The organism is Clostridium sp. HCS.1 (genome assembly GCF_047900555.1).
Lineage (GTDB): Bacteria > Bacillota > Clostridia > Clostridiales > Clostridiaceae > Clostridium.
The window spans coordinates 2,678,727-2,696,395 of sequence record NZ_CP170704.1; the positions used below are offsets into that span (position 1 = coordinate 2,678,727).

Below are 17,669 nucleotides of genomic sequence, written 5' to 3' on the forward strand. Positions count from 1 at the left end.
TATAATATAAATTCAAAGAAAAAACTCCTTAAGGAGCATATCAAATGAATATTTTTAGTAATTTTTTAAAATTACATCAATGATTTGAATTTTAATATGGAGCTAATTAAATAGCTCCATATAAAATATTTATTAAACTTCCTTGTTTCCTTTTAACATTTCTCCAATTGCAGCTATACTTCCAAGGGAAGATAATGTTTCATTTGGTAATATAAGCTTATTAGCTGGGTTATTAGCCATTTCCTTAAGAGCTTCAACTTGCTTTAATGCTATAACAGTTTCGTTAGTTCCAGATTCTAATATTGCTGTATTAACCTTTCTTATAGCTTCTGCTTCTGCAATACTAATTTCTTCTATTGCCTTTGCCTTACCTTCTGCTTCAAGTAATTGAGATTCTTTTAAACCTTCAGCTCTTCTGATGTTAGCTTCCTTTTCAGCTTCTGCTGCAAGTATCTTAGATCTCTTTTCCCCTTCAGCCTTTTCAATTTGAGATTGTCTTTGTCCTTCTGCTTCAAGAATCATAGCTCTTTTATTTCTCTCAGCCTTCATTTGCTTTTCCATTGCTTCTTGAATTTCTGTTGGTGGAATTATATTCTTAATTTCAACTGATAGTATCTTTATTCCATATGCATCAGTAACTTCATCTATTATACTTAAAAGATCTTGGTTAATCTTATCTCTACCTGATAAAATTTCATCTAAGCTCATATTACCTAAAATATTTCTCATATTAGTTGTTGCTGAATATACTATACCTGATCTAAAATCTTCTATATTATATACTGCATCTTTTGCATTTAAAAGCTTATAGAAAATAACGTTGTCAACTGATATTTTAACATTGTCCTTAGTAATAACTGATTGTGGTGGTACATCTAAAATTTGTTGCTTTGTTGAAACCTTTTTTCTAACAAAGTCTACAAATGGAATCATAAAATGCCATCCTGGTTCTAATGTTTTATGGTATTGACCAAATCTTTCCACTACATATAAGTATCCTGTATTTACAATCTTTATTGATGATAAAATTATAATTAAAACAAAAAATATTAATACTCCTGCTATAACAAGTCCTATTATTCTATCCATTTAAATTTCCTCCTCTTTTTTTATAATTAACTTAATCCCCTCAATACCTATTATCTTAAAGTTTTCTCCAGATTTAATTTTTTCTCCCGTATTTACTACAGTCCAATAAATTCCATCCACTTTAACTTTTGCTCTTTCTATTATGTCTTCCTCTGCTTTCATTCGTCTTCCAATGTAGGTTTCTTCCATCAAAGGTGTTCTTTTAACTGATTTTTTGAATTTCTTTTTTGCCCAAGGATAACCAAATGATACTGTTATTAAATTAATTACTAAGAAAATAATAACTTGAACACCAAAGCTTATACCAAAAAGATCTGCTATCATAGCTGCAATTGCTCCTATAGTAAACCAAGCAAATAGAAAGTTACTTGTCGCTATATCTATTATAATTGCTACCGCTGCAATAATAATCCAAAAAATTACTGCACTCATACTCTTCCCCCTCCTTTTAATATTATTATATCATTTTTTAGAAAAAATTTGGAATTAATTGATTTATATTTCTATTATATTATACTTTTTAACCCTTTACAATATTTATTTTATCTTTTTATATGGTAATTATAACTCTTTATTTGTAGTTTTTATTTCTTTTCTTCTGTTATCATTGATTTTCTATAGTTTTCCTTTTATTATTTAAATAGTTGGTTTTGAATTTATTATCTAAAAAGAGTTAAAATATTATTATTAATATTTAGATTGGAGAGATTTTATGGACTTTATAAAAGTTGCTGCTGCATGTCCTATTACACGTGTTGCAGATGTTGAATATAATTTAGAAAATATCCTTCTATGCCTTGAGGATGCATATAAAAATGAAGCTAAGGCAATTGTATTTCCAGAGCTATGTGTTACTTCTTATAGTTGCGGAGATTTATTTATGCAATATAATCTTCTAGAAAAAGCTAATTTTGCTATTTCTAAAATAATAGAAAAAAGTTCGAACTTAGATATGCTAATAGCTGTAGGTGCTCCTTTGACCTTTAAGAATTCATTATTTAACTGTGCTTACATAATATTTAATGGAAAATTACTTGGAATAGTTCCCAAATCATATATTCCAAATTATAGTGAATTCTACGAAAAACGTTGGTTTAGTGAAGGCCTTGGAATAATAGATGAAAAGGTTGATTTTGATTTTGAAAAAGATGTTCCTTTTGGAACTAACTTAATTTTTAATTCTGGAAAGTATTCCTTTGGATTTGAAGTTTGTGAAGATCTTTGGGTTACTATTCCTCCAAGTTCTTATCTTTCCCTATTAGGTGCAAATATTATAGGAAATTTATCTGCTTCTAATGAATTAGTAAGTAAAAAGGATTATAGAGAATCCTTAATTTCAAATCAAAGTGCTAGATGTATGTCTGCTTATATTTATTCTTCTGCTGGAGTTCATGAATCTACAACAGACCTATTATTTAGTGGACATATGTTAATTGCTGAAAATGGAACTATGCTTAAAGAAAATGAAAGATTTCAAAGGGATAATGAAGTGATTTATTCATTTATAGATGTATTTAGACTAAATAGTGAAAGACTTAAAAATATAAGTTTTAGAGATGCTTCAAGAATTCTTCCTTTTGATGCAAATGTAATTAATTTTAACTATAAAGAAAATAAATTAAGCAATTTTGATAGATATATAGATAAACATCCTTTTGTTCCTGCTAATGCTAAGCAAAGAGAAGAAAGATGTAAAGAAATATTTAGTATTCAAGCTGCTGCTCTAGCTAAAAGAATGGAGCATACTAACCTGAAAAAAGCAGTTATAGGTATATCTGGAGGTCTAGATTCTACTTTAGCATTACTTGTAGTTGTAAAAACCTTTAAGCTTTTAGGTATTGATAATAAAAATATAGTTACAATAACAATGCCTGGTTTTGGTACTACAGATAGAACATATAATAATGCTTTAACTTTATGTAAGGAACTTGGTTGTGATTTAAGAGAAATTAATATAGTAAAAGCAGCTCTGCAACACTTTGAAGATATAGGTCACGATAAAGAAATACATGATGTAACTTATGAAAATGTTCAAGCAAGGGAAAGAACTCAAATACTTATGGACTTAGCTAATAAAGAAGGTGGCTTACTTATTGGAACTGGAGATCTTTCAGAGCTTGCCCTTGGATGGTGTACTTATAATGGAGACCATATGAGTATGTATTCTGTTAATCCATCTATTCCAAAAACTCTAGTTAGATATTTAGTTAGATATGTAGCTGAAAAGGAATCTTCTAATGAGGTTTCTGAAACATTATTAGATATATTAGATACCCCTGTTAGTCCTGAGTTACTTCCAAAAGATGATAAGGGAGAAATTTCTCAAAAGACAGAAGATATAGTTGGTCCTTATGAATTGCATGATTTCTTCTTATATCATTTTATAAAAAATGGTTCTTCTAAAGAAAGAATTAAGTTTTTAGCAGAAGAAGCCTTTAAAAATGATTATAGTAAAGAAGATATTCAAAAATGGCTAGATAAATTTATTTATAGATTTTTCACTCAACAATTTAAAAGAAGTGCATTACCAGATGGTCCAAAGGTAGGTAGTATTTCACTTAGTCCTCGTGGTGATTGGCGAATGCCTTCCGATGCCTCATTTAACTCTTTTAAGTAAATAATAAAAAGAATCACGATATGCTTCGGCACTGCTAATATCGTGATTCTTTTTATAAACATAAATTGAGTTAAATGAAATTATTATTTTAATAATAGGTTATTTAGTTTTTCTAAATTATTGTAATTCAATTATTTTTTCTAGAGGTATAGTTTCGGTTAATTCTATGCTTCTTTCATCCGGTTGTGATATACCAACAAAGAGTTTAAATCTTTTGCTGTCTAGTATTCTATTTCCTTCATCATTTACTACTTCAAACTCTCTTCTTCTCAGTTTAAAGTTCACAGTTTTACTTTCGCCTTTTCTTAAATTTATGCGTTTAAATCCAACTAGGCTATGGTGTAAAACTGCGTATTTAGATTCTAAGTCTTTTAAATAGCATTGAACTACTTCATCGGTATCATAGTCTCCAGCATTTTTGATGTCTATGCTTACATTAATAGTTTCAAAATCATTATTAATTTCTTCTAAATGTAAATTGTTTAATTCTACCTTTGAGTAAGTTAATCCATAACCAAATGGATATAAGACTTCTGATTCAACATATCTATAGGTTCTTCCCTTCATTGAGTAATCAGTAAACTCTGGAAGATCTTCTGTATTTTTATAGAAGGTTACTGGCAATTTACCACTTGGTGAATACTTTCCAAATAATAAATCAGATAGTGCTCTTCCTCCACGACTTCCTGGATACCAAACATCTAATATAGCTGCACATTTTTCTTCTGCACCATTAAAAGTTAATGCACTGCCTCCACCAACTATTAATATTACAGGAGTTCCTGTATCAATAATTTTTTCTAATAACTTTTGTTGCCTTCCTGGTAAATTTAAACTTGATTTATCTCCTGCTGCTTCACTATTTCCTGCATCTCCTTGTTCTCCTTCAATAGTTGGATCTAAACCTAAACAAAGTATAGCAACATCAGCTCTCTCTGCAACAGTTATAGCTTCTGCTAACCTATCATCAGCCTCAGACAATCCTGAAATACTATTTTTATATAAATGACATCCTTCTGAATAATATACTCTAATATCATCTCCCGCAACTTCATGAATACCCTCTAAAATTGTAATATATTTTGAAGCAGTTCCTGAATAATTTCCTTTAAGCATTATTTCACTATTTGCATTTGGCCCTATTACTGCAATAGATTTTAATTTGTCTCTATTTAATGGTAATATGCCATTATTCTTCAATAGTACTATAGATTTTCTTGAAGCTTCTAATGATAATTCATTATGTTCCTTACAGTCATTTACTTCATAAGGTATATTATCAAATTCGCAATCTTCATCAAACATTCCAAGTCTAATTCTTGTGGCCATTAATCTTTCTGCTGCTATTGTTATATCTTCTTCTGTAACTAAACCTTCTTTATATGCTAGTAATAATTGAAGATATATATTACCACAATTTAAATCACATCCATTTTTAATAGCTAATGCTGCTGATTCTATAGCTGTGCTTGTTACATTATGATATAAATGAAAATCTGCTATTGCCCAGCAATCTGAAACTACATTTCCTTTAAAGTCCCAACTTTCTCTTAATATATCCTTTAATAACAATTTACTTCCGCAACAAGGCTCTCCATTTGTACGGTTATAAGCTCCCATTACAGATTCTACATCAGCTTCTTTTACTGCTGCTTCAAAAGCTGGTAAATATGTTTCATATAAATCTTTATCATTTACAACTGCATTAAATTCATGCCTCAAAGCTTCTGGACCACTATGAACTGCAAAGTGCTTTGCACAAGCAGCTGTCTTTAAATACTTTCCATCTCCTTGAAGTCCATTAATAAATGCAACACCAAGTCTAGAAGTTAAATATGGATCTTCTCCATATGTTTCATGCCCACGTCCCCATCTAGGATCTCTAAATATATTAATATTGGGTGACCATAATGTTATTCCCTTATAAATATCTCTATCATCTTTTTTAGAATTTTCATTATATTTTGCACGTGCTTCTGTAGAAATAACACCTGCTATTTCCTCTAATAATTTATCATCAAAGATGGCAGCTAGTCCAATTGCTTGTGGAAATATAGTTGCTGTACCAGCTCTAGCTACTCCATGTAAACCCTCATTCCACCAATTATATCTTGGAATATTTAAATGATCTATTGGTGCTGCATTATAAGTTAATTGTGATGCCTTTTCTTGTAATGTCATTTTTCCTACTAATTCTTTTGCTTTTTCTAAAGCTTCTTTATGAGTTATTCTGTTACCTTTTTTCATACCATTTCTCCTATTTTCTTATATATATCTTCAAAGTGATATATATAAAAAAATTTCAATTCTAAACTTCAACTTTTTTCTTTTTTCTATACTGCAGAGGGGTCTTTCCTTTTAGCTGTACAAACTTATTTATAAAGTAATCAGTATTGTTATAGCCTACTTGTTCTGAAATTTTATATATTTTATCATTGCTATTCATTAATAATTCTTCAGCTCTATCAATTCTATAAGCATTTAAATAATCCTTAAAACTCATATTATATTGTTTCTTAAATACTTGTCCTAAATATGCACTATTAATATAATATTTTTCTCCCAATGTTTTTAAGCTTAACTTATCCATATAATGCTCTGATATCTCTTTATTAATATGATCTAATATTCCCTGAGAATTATTTTGTCTGAGCTGTACTAAGTAATTTGAAAATTCTATAGAAAATTGTTTTAAATGCTTAGCACTTCCTCTACTCATATTTCCGCTAAATATACCTAAACTTATATATTGGGCTATTTGCTCTTGATTAACGTTTTCATCTATATTCTTAGCTATACTTATAAGATTGCATAATAAGTAGTTAATATTTATTGATATAATTTCTAAATCAATATAGTGATTTTTAAAACTATTATAAAAATTATCTACGCAACTCATTATATCTTCTGTAGAATTTTCCTCAATTGCTCTAATTAAGTTATCCATATACTTTTTTTCAATGGTATATGTTTTAGGATTATTCATAACATCATCATAGTATAATATCTTGCTATCCATAGAAAAGTTTGAAAGCATTTTTGCTATAATAGCTGATTTATATGATATTTCTAGATCTTCAATTCTATTAACACTTTGTCCTATATAAATGAAAAAATCATACTTATATCCTTCCCTTATATAATTAATTAGATTTGATATATAATCTTTTTCATTAAGGCATTTCTCTCTTGATAATCTCTTTTCATATATAAATCCAACATCATAGCAATCTTTGTCATTAGTAACATCAAATATAGCATTATAAGAATCTTTATCTAACCACTCTAATATTTTTTTATATAATTTATGCTGTCCTAGTCTTTTTTCTTCATTAGACATATTTAAGCATTTATCATCATTATAGTTAACCTCTATATTTATATACCTAATTTCACTTTTATGATAAAGTTTTTGTTTTATATAATTAACACTTTTTTTATCATATCTTCCAGAGATTAAATCACTTATATATTTAGCATAAATAATTTTTTCATTATTTTCTCTTTCTTCATTTTCCAGATTCACTTCAATATATTTTTCTTGTATTTTCCCTAGTGAGCTAATAAGCTCCTCTCTTTGTATTGGTTTTAATATATAATCTTGCACATTATACTTTATTGCTTTTCTAGCATATTCAAATTCACAATATCCGCTTAAAACTATATAATTTATTTTTCTTTTTATATTCTCAGATACATATTTTATAAGTTCAAGACCATCCATTTCTGGCATCTTTATATCTGTTATTACTAAATCAATTTCCTTTTCTTTGATTTTTTCTATAGCTTTTATTCCATTTTCAGCTTCATCTACAATTTCATATCCATATTTTTCCCAATCAATTAAAACCCTTAGCCCTTGTCTTATAAAAGGTTCATCATCTACTATTAAAGTTTTAATCATAATATTCTCTCCCTTTTTTGAAATTCATCTATAGATATTTTTATTGTAATGTCTGTTCCTTCACCCTCTTCACTATCAATTTCAAAACTTATATTATTATTAAAGTACATCTTCATTCTTAAATAAGCATTAAAAATACCTATACTCTTTTCTTCATTTAATGAATCAAAATTAAAATTATCTATACTATTTCTTATCTTATCTAATATTTCCTTTGTTATTCCCTCCCCAGTATCAGAAATCTCCATATATAAGTAATCTTCATCACTAAAAATAGAGACACTAATACCAGCATTATAAGATATTCTTTCTATTCCATGAACACAAGAATTCTCAACAAAGGTAACTAAGGATAACTTAGGTACTGTATAATTTTTACATTCTTCGCTAATATAGTAATTATAAGATAACTTATCTCCAAATCTATACTTTTGAATATCGATGTAGTTATTGACAAACATCATTTCTTCTTCAATTGTGATATTATCATTACCCCAATTTATTGTTCTTCTAAGAAGAATAGAAAGCTTCTCTATTATTTCAGCTGTCTCATCTTCTTTTTTAATAAGACTTCTCATTCTTATAGTTTCTAAAGTATTAAACATAAAGTGAGGGTTAATCTGACTTTGTAATGCTTTTAATTCAGCTTGTTTTTTTGATAGTTGCAGAATTTTTTTCTCTGCATCTTCTTTAAAAACTACTTCTATTAATTCTTTAATCTTTAAAACCATTAAGTTATAGCTTTTCATTAAACTACTGATTTCGTCATTTCCATCTATACTTTCTATTACATAAAACTCTTCGTTTTCTACTTTGCCTAAATAAGTATTAATAAGTTTAACTCTATTTTCTAGAGACCTAGAAATTAAACTTATTATGATTGTTGGTAAAATTAAATTGAAAATAATTAATAAGTAAAATAGTTTTCTTGAATCTTTTAGATTTAAAAATAAACTTTCTTTTTCATCTGTAAAAATAATATCCCAATCATTTTTTGATTCTTTTAATTTTATTTTTTCATGAACCAAAACGTTATCCATATTTATGATGTCAATTTTTTTAAAATCTTCTTTAGAAGAATATATCCCCTTATTAGATAATAATATTAAATCATCACTTACTATATATAAACTCTCATTCATTTGCTCATTTAATATATTACTTAATAAGGCTTCGTAATTTATATCAATTTTAACGATTTTTTCTCTTCCATCTTTAAAATAATCTAATTTTCTTACAATGCTAATAATTCTACAGGCTTTATTGTCTGCAAAAATTTTCCTTTCTTCATCATATTCAACTGTTATAGTATTACTTTCATTATTTCTATGATATTGCTTATACCATTCTTTATCTTTTACTTCTGATGTTAATTTAGATATATTTGCACTGTTTATTATAGTATCATTATCAACAAAAATATTAATTCTATATATATGTTGAGGATTATAGTAATCTTTTATTGCAGTATTCTTTAATAAGTTATAATATTTATCATAGTAATCAACTGGAAATTTATACTCGCTTGTTATTATATTATTTAAATCTTCATCCGAATTTATATGATTACTTAGCATCATACATTCTTCTATAACAGCATTTAAATTAAAAGTTACCCTATCTACTACATGATCAATATTTATTCTTTGCTCCTTTTTCTCATTACTTCTTACTGTATACAGCATTAAACTATTTGTAATAATCATGGGAACTAGTACACAAAAAATATAAATTATAATCAATTTATATTTAATACTATAATTATTTAATGAATATCTACTCTTCATTTTCTTACCCTTTATCCTTATACTATAATCAGATTATTATTTATAGAATTCTAAATATAAAATAATTTAAAAGACTTCTTCTGTAGTAAATGGTGAAGCTGGTAATCCTTCTTTATTATATAAATTTATATCCTTTGGTCCATTTTTATATGCATATCTTACAGCTTTAGGATTATCAACTTTCTTACTCCAAACTTCTATATAATCTTCTTTTATATTACCACTAGCTTTGTAATATATATTGTCTTCTCCACATATTTCAAAGTTATTTAAATCACCTCTTATACTTAGTAATTCACTTTTATTATTATGGAAATATATATTTATTTTACTATTTTTCTTCTTCATTTCTTTATATAATGGTCCATTACAGACTATATCTTCACCATAATATTTATTAATAGCTAATAAAGCTAATCTTCTTCCAACTTCTTTCTTATTAAATGGATGAAGCTCATTATTTTCTCCAATATCCATTATAACAGCCATACCAGTATTAGATATATTTAATCCTCTCCTTTGTGCTTCTCTTAATCTAGCCCAATCAATATCCTTTGAAGGATTTGATGGATCAGAATAATTAGCTAATTGCACATATAGAAAAGGAAAATCTCCTATATTCCAATTATTTCTCCACTCTTTTACTAAGACTTCAAATAAATCTTCATAATCATCTGGATATCCTGTATTAGACTCTCCTTGGTACCATAATACCCCTGATATTGCATAATTCCTTAATGGATAAATAGCAGAGTTATAGAAACCAGTAGGCATATATTCAAAGTGAGTTCTATCAAAATTAGCCTTCATTTCACAACCTATCTTATATTTCCATCCACCTGATAATTCAATTTCTTCATTATCAAATACTAACTTGTATGGCTTATCTCCAATAAAGCCACCTATACTTGTACAACTTGTAACTCTTAATGCTATTACATTCTTTCCTTCTTTTAAAATATCCTTATTTACAAAATATTTTCTAGGTGGATATCTATATTCAGTTCTTCCAACTAAAGTTCCATTTATATATGCTTCATCAGCATCTAAAATATTTCCTAAATAAAGATTAGCTTCTCTTGTTGATAAATCTTTAGGTACATAAAATTCTTTTCTAAACCATACTGTTCCATTTAAATTATTTAAAACTGTATCTCTCCACATCCCTGGAATTACAAATTCATCCCAATTTTCATCATCTAAGTCTTCTAAGTTCCACTTATTTATTCCTTCGTCCTTTAAGTCTCTCTCTATAAACCAAGAATTTATTCTGTCATCATCTTCTTTTTGTTTGCTTTTTACATAGTTACTATCCTTGCAATTTGTAATTAATTCATCAAATCTATGAAAACTTTTTAGTCCTTCTTCACTAATCCAAGAATCTATAGGAGTTCCTCCAACAGCAGTTGAAATTAATCCTATTGGAACTTTATATCTATTATATAATTCCTTTGCAAAAAAATATCCCACTGCACTAAACTCTAGCACAGACTCCTTAGTTACAGCCTTCCAATTTCCATCTTCTAAATCTTCTTGTTTTCCTTGAAGGTTATTATTCTTGCTAGCTAAAAATTGTCTTATATTGTTATTATAGCAATCTTCTAATTCATTTTCATACAAATCCATTACTCTTTCTATTGGTAATTCCATATTAGATTGCCCACTACATAACCATACATCTCCAATTAAAATATCATCAACAATTAACTCTTCGTTACCTCTTATAGTCATTGTATATGGTCCACCAGCTTCTAAATTACATAGTAAAACTGACCAATTTCCTTCATTGTCTGAAGTTGTTTCATATTTCTCATTTAAAAATTCTACTTCTATTTTTATATTATTCTCTGCTTTTCCATAAATTTTAGTCTTGTCTCCACGTTGAAGAACCATCCCACTACTTAATATACTAGATAACTCAATACCCTTCATAGCCATATATCCTTTCTTAATTATATATTACTGTATTCAAACCATAAAAAATCAGCATAGTTTTCACTTCTATTTCCATTACTTGTTGCAAACATACCTATAGTGCAGCCAACAAATCCACCTGCTACTTCTGTACTTAAATATCTAGTATCAAAACCTTCTTCTAATAAATAATATTTTATACCATCAGTGCTATAATAGAAATCTAAATTGTTATCTCTACTAATTATTTTAAGTGCTACATTACTACTATCTAAGAATACTTTATTTACTACTTCTTCTCTACCCTCTCTACATGCAACAATTCTAAGAACTTTATCTTTGTTTATCATAGAATACTCAAATCTTAAATTATAGATATTGTTTTGAATTATTGCTAGACCTGCACTCTCATATTCTTTTTTATGATTAAATTCCATCATTGTTGATACTAAAAACTTATATTCTTCTTGTCTCACTCCTAGATATGCAGGATTTCCTAATTCATTTATATTTTCTTCTTTCAAATACAATCTTAATGCACCTTTTCTATCTTTTAAAGAATATAAATTACTACTTGGATTTCTTAAAAATAAAAATCTTTCATCTAATTTATCTCCATAGAAATGATAACATTTTTCTTTGTTCTCTAATTTAAATTCATTAGTTGAAATTTCTTGTTCTAATTGTAATATTCCCTTTCCTTTATTAATAATTGGCCATCCGTCTTCCCAATCTACCTTAGCCAAAAATGTTTCTCTTCCTATATTACAATATTCATCAACTTGCCTACTAGCAAGCATTACAATAAACCATTCACCCTCTTCAGTACTTACTAAATCACCATGTCCTACATGCTTAATAGAATAATCTTTTCCTAAATGCCTATGTGTAATTATTGGATTCTTAGGATTATTTTCGTATTCTCCATAAATGGATTTGCTTCTTGCAATAGTAATACAATGATCTGGGCCAGTTCCCCCCTCGGCTATCATTAAATAATAATAGCCTTCTATCTTATATAAATGAGGTCCTTCTGGCCAAATAACATTTCTCATGGCTCCATTCCAAAGCTCATGACTTTCCCCTATTAGCTTCATATTTACTAAATCTATTTCTTGAATCCATATATACCAATCACCATTATATTTTGCACCATTTCTATTAGGTCTTGTTCCTATATAATAAGCTTTTCCATCATCATCAAAGAAAAGACTTGGGTCGATTCCTTCCGCTCCTTCAATTCTATAAGGATCAGACCATGGTCCTTCTGGACTTTTAGCCGTAAATATAATATTTCCATCATGAGGAATATTAGTTGTAATTAAATAGTATGTTCCATTATTATAACGGATTGTAGGTGCATATATTCCTTGAGAATGCTCTATTCCCTTAAAATTCACTTGATTTTCCCTATCAATAACATTTCCTATTTGCATCCAATTAACTAAATCCTTACTTTTAAAAACTGGAATTCCAGGAAAGTAGGAAAAAGTAGAATTAACAAGATAATAATTGTCTCCTACTCTACATATTGATGGATCAGGATAAAAACCTTTTAATATAGGGTTTTTCATTAATACAGTCATTCTATTTCCCTCATTTCTTATACTACCAAATTTTATAATTACCACTTAAAGCTAGAAAAGCAAATAAATATAAGCAATTATCATAATAACGTCTTTCACCTTTTCTTAAAGGCGTATTCCAAAACTTATCTACACATTCCTTTTTGTATTTACCCTTACTTGCTAATGATGCCATTGCATTTGTTGCAATAATTGCAACTGGATGAAGTGCTTTTTCATTTATAATTTCTCCATCTATTTCATACACTAAATCTTCTTTTCCCTTTACTGTTTCACAGAAGAATCTTTGTATATTATCAGCACACTCACATTCCCACTCTGAGCCCTTAAACCATTCATAATCTAAGCCTAAATTAGCAGCAACTCTATATGAATCACTATAATACCTTTGTCTATTATCCCTTGTAACTGGTTCTCCATTATAATGAGCATATTCTGGTGCCAACCCTGTAACTGGATGGCATGCTTTTTTTAAATATTCTCTACTATTATTAGCAGCTTCTTTCCAATATTCCTTATCTTCTTCATAACACCAAAGTGAGAAAAGCTCATAAAAATGAGGTAAGTGATAAGATGGATCTGTAAAGTTTAAACCTGGAACAAATTTTATTAATTTGTTCTTTGGTTCCCACATAGGAGGTCCATCATTATTTTCCCCTTTATGAATACATGTATATAATAAATCCTTAGCTTCCTTTGAATAGTTATATATTCCTTCTCCATCTCCCCATCTATGAGAAGCAAAAAATAATGCCATAGCAAAATATTCTTCTCCATCTGGAGCTGGACCATCTGAAAGTTTAACTCCTTCTGTACTTACAGACCATGCAAAGTATCCTGCATTAATACCCTCTTCAAGATACATATATTTTTTAGAAAAATTCCATAATGAATCAAATTCCTTTTTCATGTTTCTTTGGACACACATCATCATTGCATAGGACATACCTTCTGTCCTTGCATCATTATTTCCAGTATCAACAAAACAAGCTGTATTTTCATCTAAAATCTTATAGAACTTCTCTTCTTCATTATAAAAAATAGTTTCGTAAATATCATCTAATCTTTTTTCTATATCAGCTAAGGAATATCCATACTCTAAAAATAAATTTGTATATTCATTTTTAATGCTCATTATTCCTTAACACCTCCAATAGTTAAACCAGATACAAAGTATTTTTGTAAAAATGGATATAAACATACTATTGGGAAGGCTGTAACAATTGTTATTGCAGCACGAAGAGATTTTGGTGTTACTAAATTAGCTGAATTTTTCACCATTTCAGCTGTTCCAGATCCACCTTGTTGGGTTGCTGATGATAAAAGTTTCATTAATTCATATTGTAATGTTGTAAGTTTAGGATTTCCAGATGCATATAACATAGCATCAAACCAAGAATTCCATTGACCTACTGCTATAAATAAAGCTACTGTTGCAAGAACTGGCTTACATAATGGAAGTATTATTTGCATAAAAATTCTAAGTTCTCCAGCTCCATCAATTTTTGCTGATTCTATTAAACTCTCCGGTAATCCGTTTATATATGTTCTAATTACTATCATATTAAAAGCACTAACTAGTCCTGGTAAAATATAAACTAGAAAGTTATTTAATAAACCTAATTCTTTAATTAAAATATAATTTGGAATCATTCCACCATTAACATACATAGTTAATACATAAATAAATGATATTTGCTTTTTAAATACAAAATCCTTTCTACTTAAAACATAAGCTAACATAGCTGTTAAAAATACTTGTACAACAGTTGCAATTACTGTTCTTGAAACTGAAATGAAAGCTGCTTGCATTAAGTTTTGATTTCTAAAGACAGTTTGATAATTTTTTAGTGTAAACATTCTAGGCCATAGATATACCCCGCCTCTTACTGAATCTATTCCATCATTAAAGGATATGGCTAGAGTATTTAATATTGGGTATAAAGTTATTACTACAAATAACGCCATAAATATGAATAAAATTACATTGAAAACTATATCGCTCTTACTTTTTCTCTTTAAATTTATATTTAACATAAGTCCTCCCCCTTAGAATAATCTTTCTTCGCCCATTGATTTTGCAAACTTATTAGCTAAGAATATTAATACTATACTTATTACACTTTTAAATATACCAGCTGCAGTGGCTAAAGAATAATTTCCAAGGCTTATTCCATACTTTAGAACAAATATATCTATAGTTTGGGATACTTCTTGTATTAGCCCATTTCCTAGTAAGTATTGAACTTCAAATCCAGCATTTAATATATTTCCTATATTTATTAATAATAATATAAATATAGTAGGCTTTATTCCTGGTAAGGTTACATGTAGCATCTTTTGGAATCTTCCTGCTCCATCTATTTCTGCGGCTTCATACAAATCTGGATTTATAGAAGTTATAGCAGCTAAGTAAATTATACTTCCCCAGCCTACTTCCTTCCATACATTAGCTGCACCTACTATTCCCCAGAAAAATTTAGTTTCTGCAAAGAAATTTATAGGTTTTTCTAGTACATGAAACCAAACTAATAATTGATTAATTATTCCTGTTTCAGGTGATAAAACTTCAGCAACAATTCCTGTTACTATTATCCATGATAAGAAATGTGGTAAATATGATACTGTTTGTACAAATTTTTTAGATAACATGTTCTTTACTTCATTTAATAATAATGCAAAGCCTATGGAGCAAACAAAACTTAAGGTTAAGTTTATTAAGCTCATAGCTAAAGTATTTCTAATTACTTTTAAAAAAGTAGGGTCTGCAAATAAAAATTTAAATTGATCTAGTCCCACCCATACTTGATTAAAAAGGCCTTTTGCAGGCTTAAAATTCTGAAATGCCATTACCCATCCTAAAAGAGGAGCATAGCAAAAAATTAATACATATATTATAAATGGAATTGACATTAAAACTAGACTTTTCTGTTTCTTTATTGTATTCCATAAATTTTTGTTAGGTTTTTTTTCTACTTTTAAAGTTGGCTTATTAAGTTCTAATTGCATCCCAAAACTCTCCTTCTTAATTTTCTTAATTTCAAATAAGGGGGAAGCTTTTATACTTCCCCTATTTTTTATTTATTAAATAATTCTGCTCTTCTCTTAGCTTCTTTAAGTAAAGCATCTTCATAAGCTTTTACATCTGCTTGAGTTGTTAAAGTAGTTTGATATTCATTCCAAGTTGATTCAAAATCACTTCCGCCACTCATAACTACCTTTGGAAGCCATTGTTTCTTTATTTCATCCATTTTTTGCATTGCTATTCCAGCAGGTGTTTCTGCTGTTAAAGTACCTGCAAAGGAGTAAATTGGGAACCAAGGTTGATTCTTTTCAGCAGGTTCTGGCATAAAGTCTGTAAATTTTGTAAATCCATAAGCATCTAGTATTTCTTTATCTACTGGCTTTAAAGAATCATAGAATTCTTTTGGTTGTTGCCCTGGATTTACTGAATTTTTACCATCTGCTAATAATCCTGAAAATTGTGGCATATATGTGTACATGCATAGGTTTTCATTAACCCAGTCTTGATTTCTGTTATTCTCTCTTTGTTCTTCTGTTCTGTAGAATAATCCGTCATCTCCAACCTTATAATCTACATCTTTTTCTCCCCAGTATCTTAATATCATTACTTCATCACTTAGTAAATCATTAATTACTTGTAAAGCACCTTCAACATCTTTACAGTTTACTGATATTCCAAGTCCGCCACCTGAGTTTATTGCTGCTCTATTTCTATAGTTAGATTTTACATTTGGATCTAAAGTTAATCCTAGAGGTACATAAGTTCTTTCATCTAATCCTTGTTGTACTAATGATGCTTCAGCAGTTAGGAATTGCCATCCTTGATCTATCATTCCTAAAACTCTACCTGTTGAAAGCTTAGAAATATATTGGTCATAAGATGATGTAAATGTTTCTGGATCTATTATTCCTTTATTAAACATTTCATTAAGCTTTTCAAAATACCTTTTTGCTTCTGGTAAAGTGTCATAACTCTTTGCAGTTATTTTGTCTATATCTATATTTGTATCACCTGGTTTTGGATCTATAGCTGCTTTACCATCATTAGCATATCCAGCTAAGAATAGAGGTGGATTTTCCAAGCAGAAATATCTCCAGTCATCTGATAATATTTCAAATCCAATAGTAGGTTGTCCATTTATTTCTGGATTTGCTGCTTTATATTTTTCAATTAAATCAAAATACTCATCAACAGTCTTAATTGTAGGATAATTAGCCCACTTTAGCACTGCTTTTTGAATCCAGAAAGCTTCGTCATTGTGCTTGGTTGTCATATCCTTACCTTTTACATTTCCAAATTGAGGTATATAATAAATATGCCCATCTTCTTTTCTTACCTTATCCCAGTCGCTTTCTGACCATAGATTTTTAATATTAGGATATTTATCCATATATTCATCTAAAGCTACTAAAGCGCCTGCATCAACTAAAGCTTGTGTTCCATCTCCACCATCAATAAAATCTGGATACTCTCCACCAGCTATCATTACTCCTATTCTTTCCTTTGCAGTTTGACCTGTAAGCCATGTTTCAGTAATTTTAGCTCCTATCTTTTCTGCTATAGCATTTTTAAGTCTATTGTCAGGAACTTCTTTACCTGCTGTTGCAAAAAAAGCACTAAATTCTTTTATACCATCCTTACTAACATTTGAATCTTTGTCTGTTCCCTTAGAACATCCTGCGAAAACGCTTAAAGCTACCATTGAAGTTAAAACTAAACCTAATAACCTTTTTCTTCTCATTTTTTC

12 protein-coding genes are annotated in these 17,669 nt (G+C 28.7%); 1 reads left to right on the plus strand and 11 read right to left on the minus strand.

Annotated features, from left to right (window positions below; all coding sequences use genetic code 11):
- Positions 1 to 132: 132 nt before the first annotated feature.
- Together ACFYH6_RS12770 and ACFYH6_RS12775 are read right to left on the minus strand one after the other, a co-directional pair.
- Positions 133 to 1,089, minus strand: coding sequence for an SPFH domain-containing protein (locus tag ACFYH6_RS12770; protein ID WP_416178789.1), 957 nt, complete (start codon positions 1,087 to 1,089; stop codon positions 133 to 135).
- A complete protein-coding gene (locus ACFYH6_RS12775) occupies positions 1,090 to 1,521 on the minus strand; it encodes an NfeD family protein (protein WP_416178790.1) in 432 nt (143 codons plus the stop codon).
- 280 nt (positions 1,522 to 1,801) lie between these two features.
- Here ACFYH6_RS12775 and ACFYH6_RS12780 point away from each other — a divergent pair, with 280 nt between their 5' ends.
- Positions 1,802 to 3,706: an NAD(+) synthase gene (locus ACFYH6_RS12780; RefSeq protein ID WP_416178791.1), complete on the plus strand. Its 1,905-nt coding sequence runs from the start codon at positions 1,802 to 1,804 to the stop codon at positions 3,704 to 3,706.
- A gap of 117 nt (positions 3,707 to 3,823) precedes the next feature.
- On the opposite strand, the gene ACFYH6_RS12785 is transcribed toward ACFYH6_RS12780, so the two are convergent.
- The 9 genes from ACFYH6_RS12785 to ACFYH6_RS12825 form a co-directional block, all read right to left on the minus strand.
- A complete protein-coding gene (locus tag ACFYH6_RS12785; protein ID WP_416178792.1) occupies positions 3,824 to 5,953 on the minus strand; it encodes a glycoside hydrolase family 3 C-terminal domain-containing protein in 2,130 nt (709 codons plus the stop codon).
- Positions 5,954 to 6,014: 61 nt separating this feature from the next.
- Positions 6,015 to 7,610 (minus strand): response regulator transcription factor, encoded by a 1,596-nt coding sequence (locus ACFYH6_RS12790; protein WP_416178793.1) that lies wholly within the window; start codon positions 7,608 to 7,610, stop codon positions 6,015 to 6,017.
- Positions 7,607 to 9,397, minus strand: coding sequence for a sensor histidine kinase (locus tag ACFYH6_RS12795; protein WP_416178794.1), 1,791 nt, complete (start codon positions 9,395 to 9,397; stop codon positions 7,607 to 7,609). The genes ACFYH6_RS12790 and ACFYH6_RS12795 overlap by 4 nt, the downstream gene beginning before the upstream one ends.
- A 66-nt stretch (positions 9,398 to 9,463) precedes the next feature.
- Positions 9,464 to 11,329 (minus strand): sialate O-acetylesterase, encoded by a 1,866-nt coding sequence (locus tag ACFYH6_RS12800; protein ID WP_416178795.1) that lies wholly within the window; start codon positions 11,327 to 11,329, stop codon positions 9,464 to 9,466.
- Between the two features lie 20 nt (positions 11,330 to 11,349).
- Positions 11,350 to 12,897, minus strand: a complete 1,548-nt coding sequence (locus ACFYH6_RS12805; RefSeq protein ID WP_416178796.1) for a glycoside hydrolase family 43 protein — start codon at positions 12,895 to 12,897, stop codon at positions 11,350 to 11,352.
- Positions 12,898 to 12,919: 22 nt separating this feature from the next.
- Positions 12,920 to 14,032 carry a glycosyl hydrolase family 8 gene (locus ACFYH6_RS12810; protein ID WP_416178797.1) on the minus strand — a complete coding sequence of 371 codons (1,113 nt, stop codon included), beginning with the start codon at positions 14,030 to 14,032 and terminating at the stop codon, positions 12,920 to 12,922.
- Positions 14,032 to 14,934, minus strand: a complete 903-nt coding sequence (locus tag ACFYH6_RS12815) for a carbohydrate ABC transporter permease (protein ID WP_416178798.1) — start codon at positions 14,932 to 14,934, stop codon at positions 14,032 to 14,034. The genes ACFYH6_RS12810 and ACFYH6_RS12815 overlap by 1 nt, the downstream gene beginning before the upstream one ends.
- Positions 14,935 to 14,946: 12 nt before the next feature.
- Positions 14,947 to 15,906: an ABC transporter permease gene (locus ACFYH6_RS12820; protein ID WP_416178799.1), complete on the minus strand. Its 960-nt coding sequence runs from the start codon at positions 15,904 to 15,906 to the stop codon at positions 14,947 to 14,949.
- A 68-nt stretch (positions 15,907 to 15,974) separates the two neighbouring features.
- Positions 15,975 to 17,663 (minus strand): sugar ABC transporter substrate-binding protein, encoded by a 1,689-nt coding sequence (locus ACFYH6_RS12825; protein ID WP_416178800.1) that lies wholly within the window; start codon positions 17,661 to 17,663, stop codon positions 15,975 to 15,977.
- Positions 17,664 to 17,669 lie beyond the last annotated feature (6 nt).

Excerpts from the sequence above, each read along its gene's own strand:
- ACFYH6_RS12770 (WP_416178789.1), bottom strand. The coding sequence starts at position 1,089 with ATGGATAGAATAATAGGACTTGTTATAGCAGGAGTATTAATATTTTTT.
- ACFYH6_RS12775 (WP_416178790.1), bottom strand. The coding sequence starts at position 1,521 with ATGAGTGCAGTAATTTTTTGGATTATTATTGCAGCGGTAGCAATTATA.
- ACFYH6_RS12780 (WP_416178791.1), top strand. The coding sequence starts at position 1,802 with ATGGACTTTATAAAAGTTGCTGCTGCATGTCCTATTACACGTGTTGCA.
- ACFYH6_RS12785 (WP_416178792.1), bottom strand. The coding sequence starts at position 5,953 with ATGAAAAAAGGTAACAGAATAACTCATAAAGAAGCTTTAGAAAAAGCA.
- ACFYH6_RS12790 (WP_416178793.1), bottom strand. The coding sequence starts at position 7,610 with ATGATTAAAACTTTAATAGTAGATGATGAACCTTTTATAAGACAAGGG.
- ACFYH6_RS12795 (WP_416178794.1), bottom strand. The coding sequence starts at position 9,397 with ATGAAGAGTAGATATTCATTAAATAATTATAGTATTAAATATAAATTG.
- ACFYH6_RS12800 (WP_416178795.1), bottom strand. The coding sequence starts at position 11,329 with ATGAAGGGTATTGAGTTATCTAGTATATTAAGTAGTGGGATGGTTCTT.
- ACFYH6_RS12805 (WP_416178796.1), bottom strand. The coding sequence starts at position 12,897 with ATGACTGTATTAATGAAAAACCCTATATTAAAAGGTTTTTATCCTGAT.
- ACFYH6_RS12810 (WP_416178797.1), bottom strand. The coding sequence starts at position 14,032 with ATGAGCATTAAAAATGAATATACAAATTTATTTTTAGAGTATGGATAT.
- ACFYH6_RS12815 (WP_416178798.1), bottom strand. The coding sequence starts at position 14,934 with ATGTTAAATATAAATTTAAAGAGAAAAAGTAAGAGCGATATAGTTTTC.
- ACFYH6_RS12820 (WP_416178799.1), bottom strand. The coding sequence starts at position 15,906 with ATGCAATTAGAACTTAATAAGCCAACTTTAAAAGTAGAAAAAAAACCT.
- ACFYH6_RS12825 (WP_416178800.1), bottom strand. The coding sequence starts at position 17,663 with ATGAGAAGAAAAAGGTTATTAGGTTTAGTTTTAACTTCAATGGTAGCT.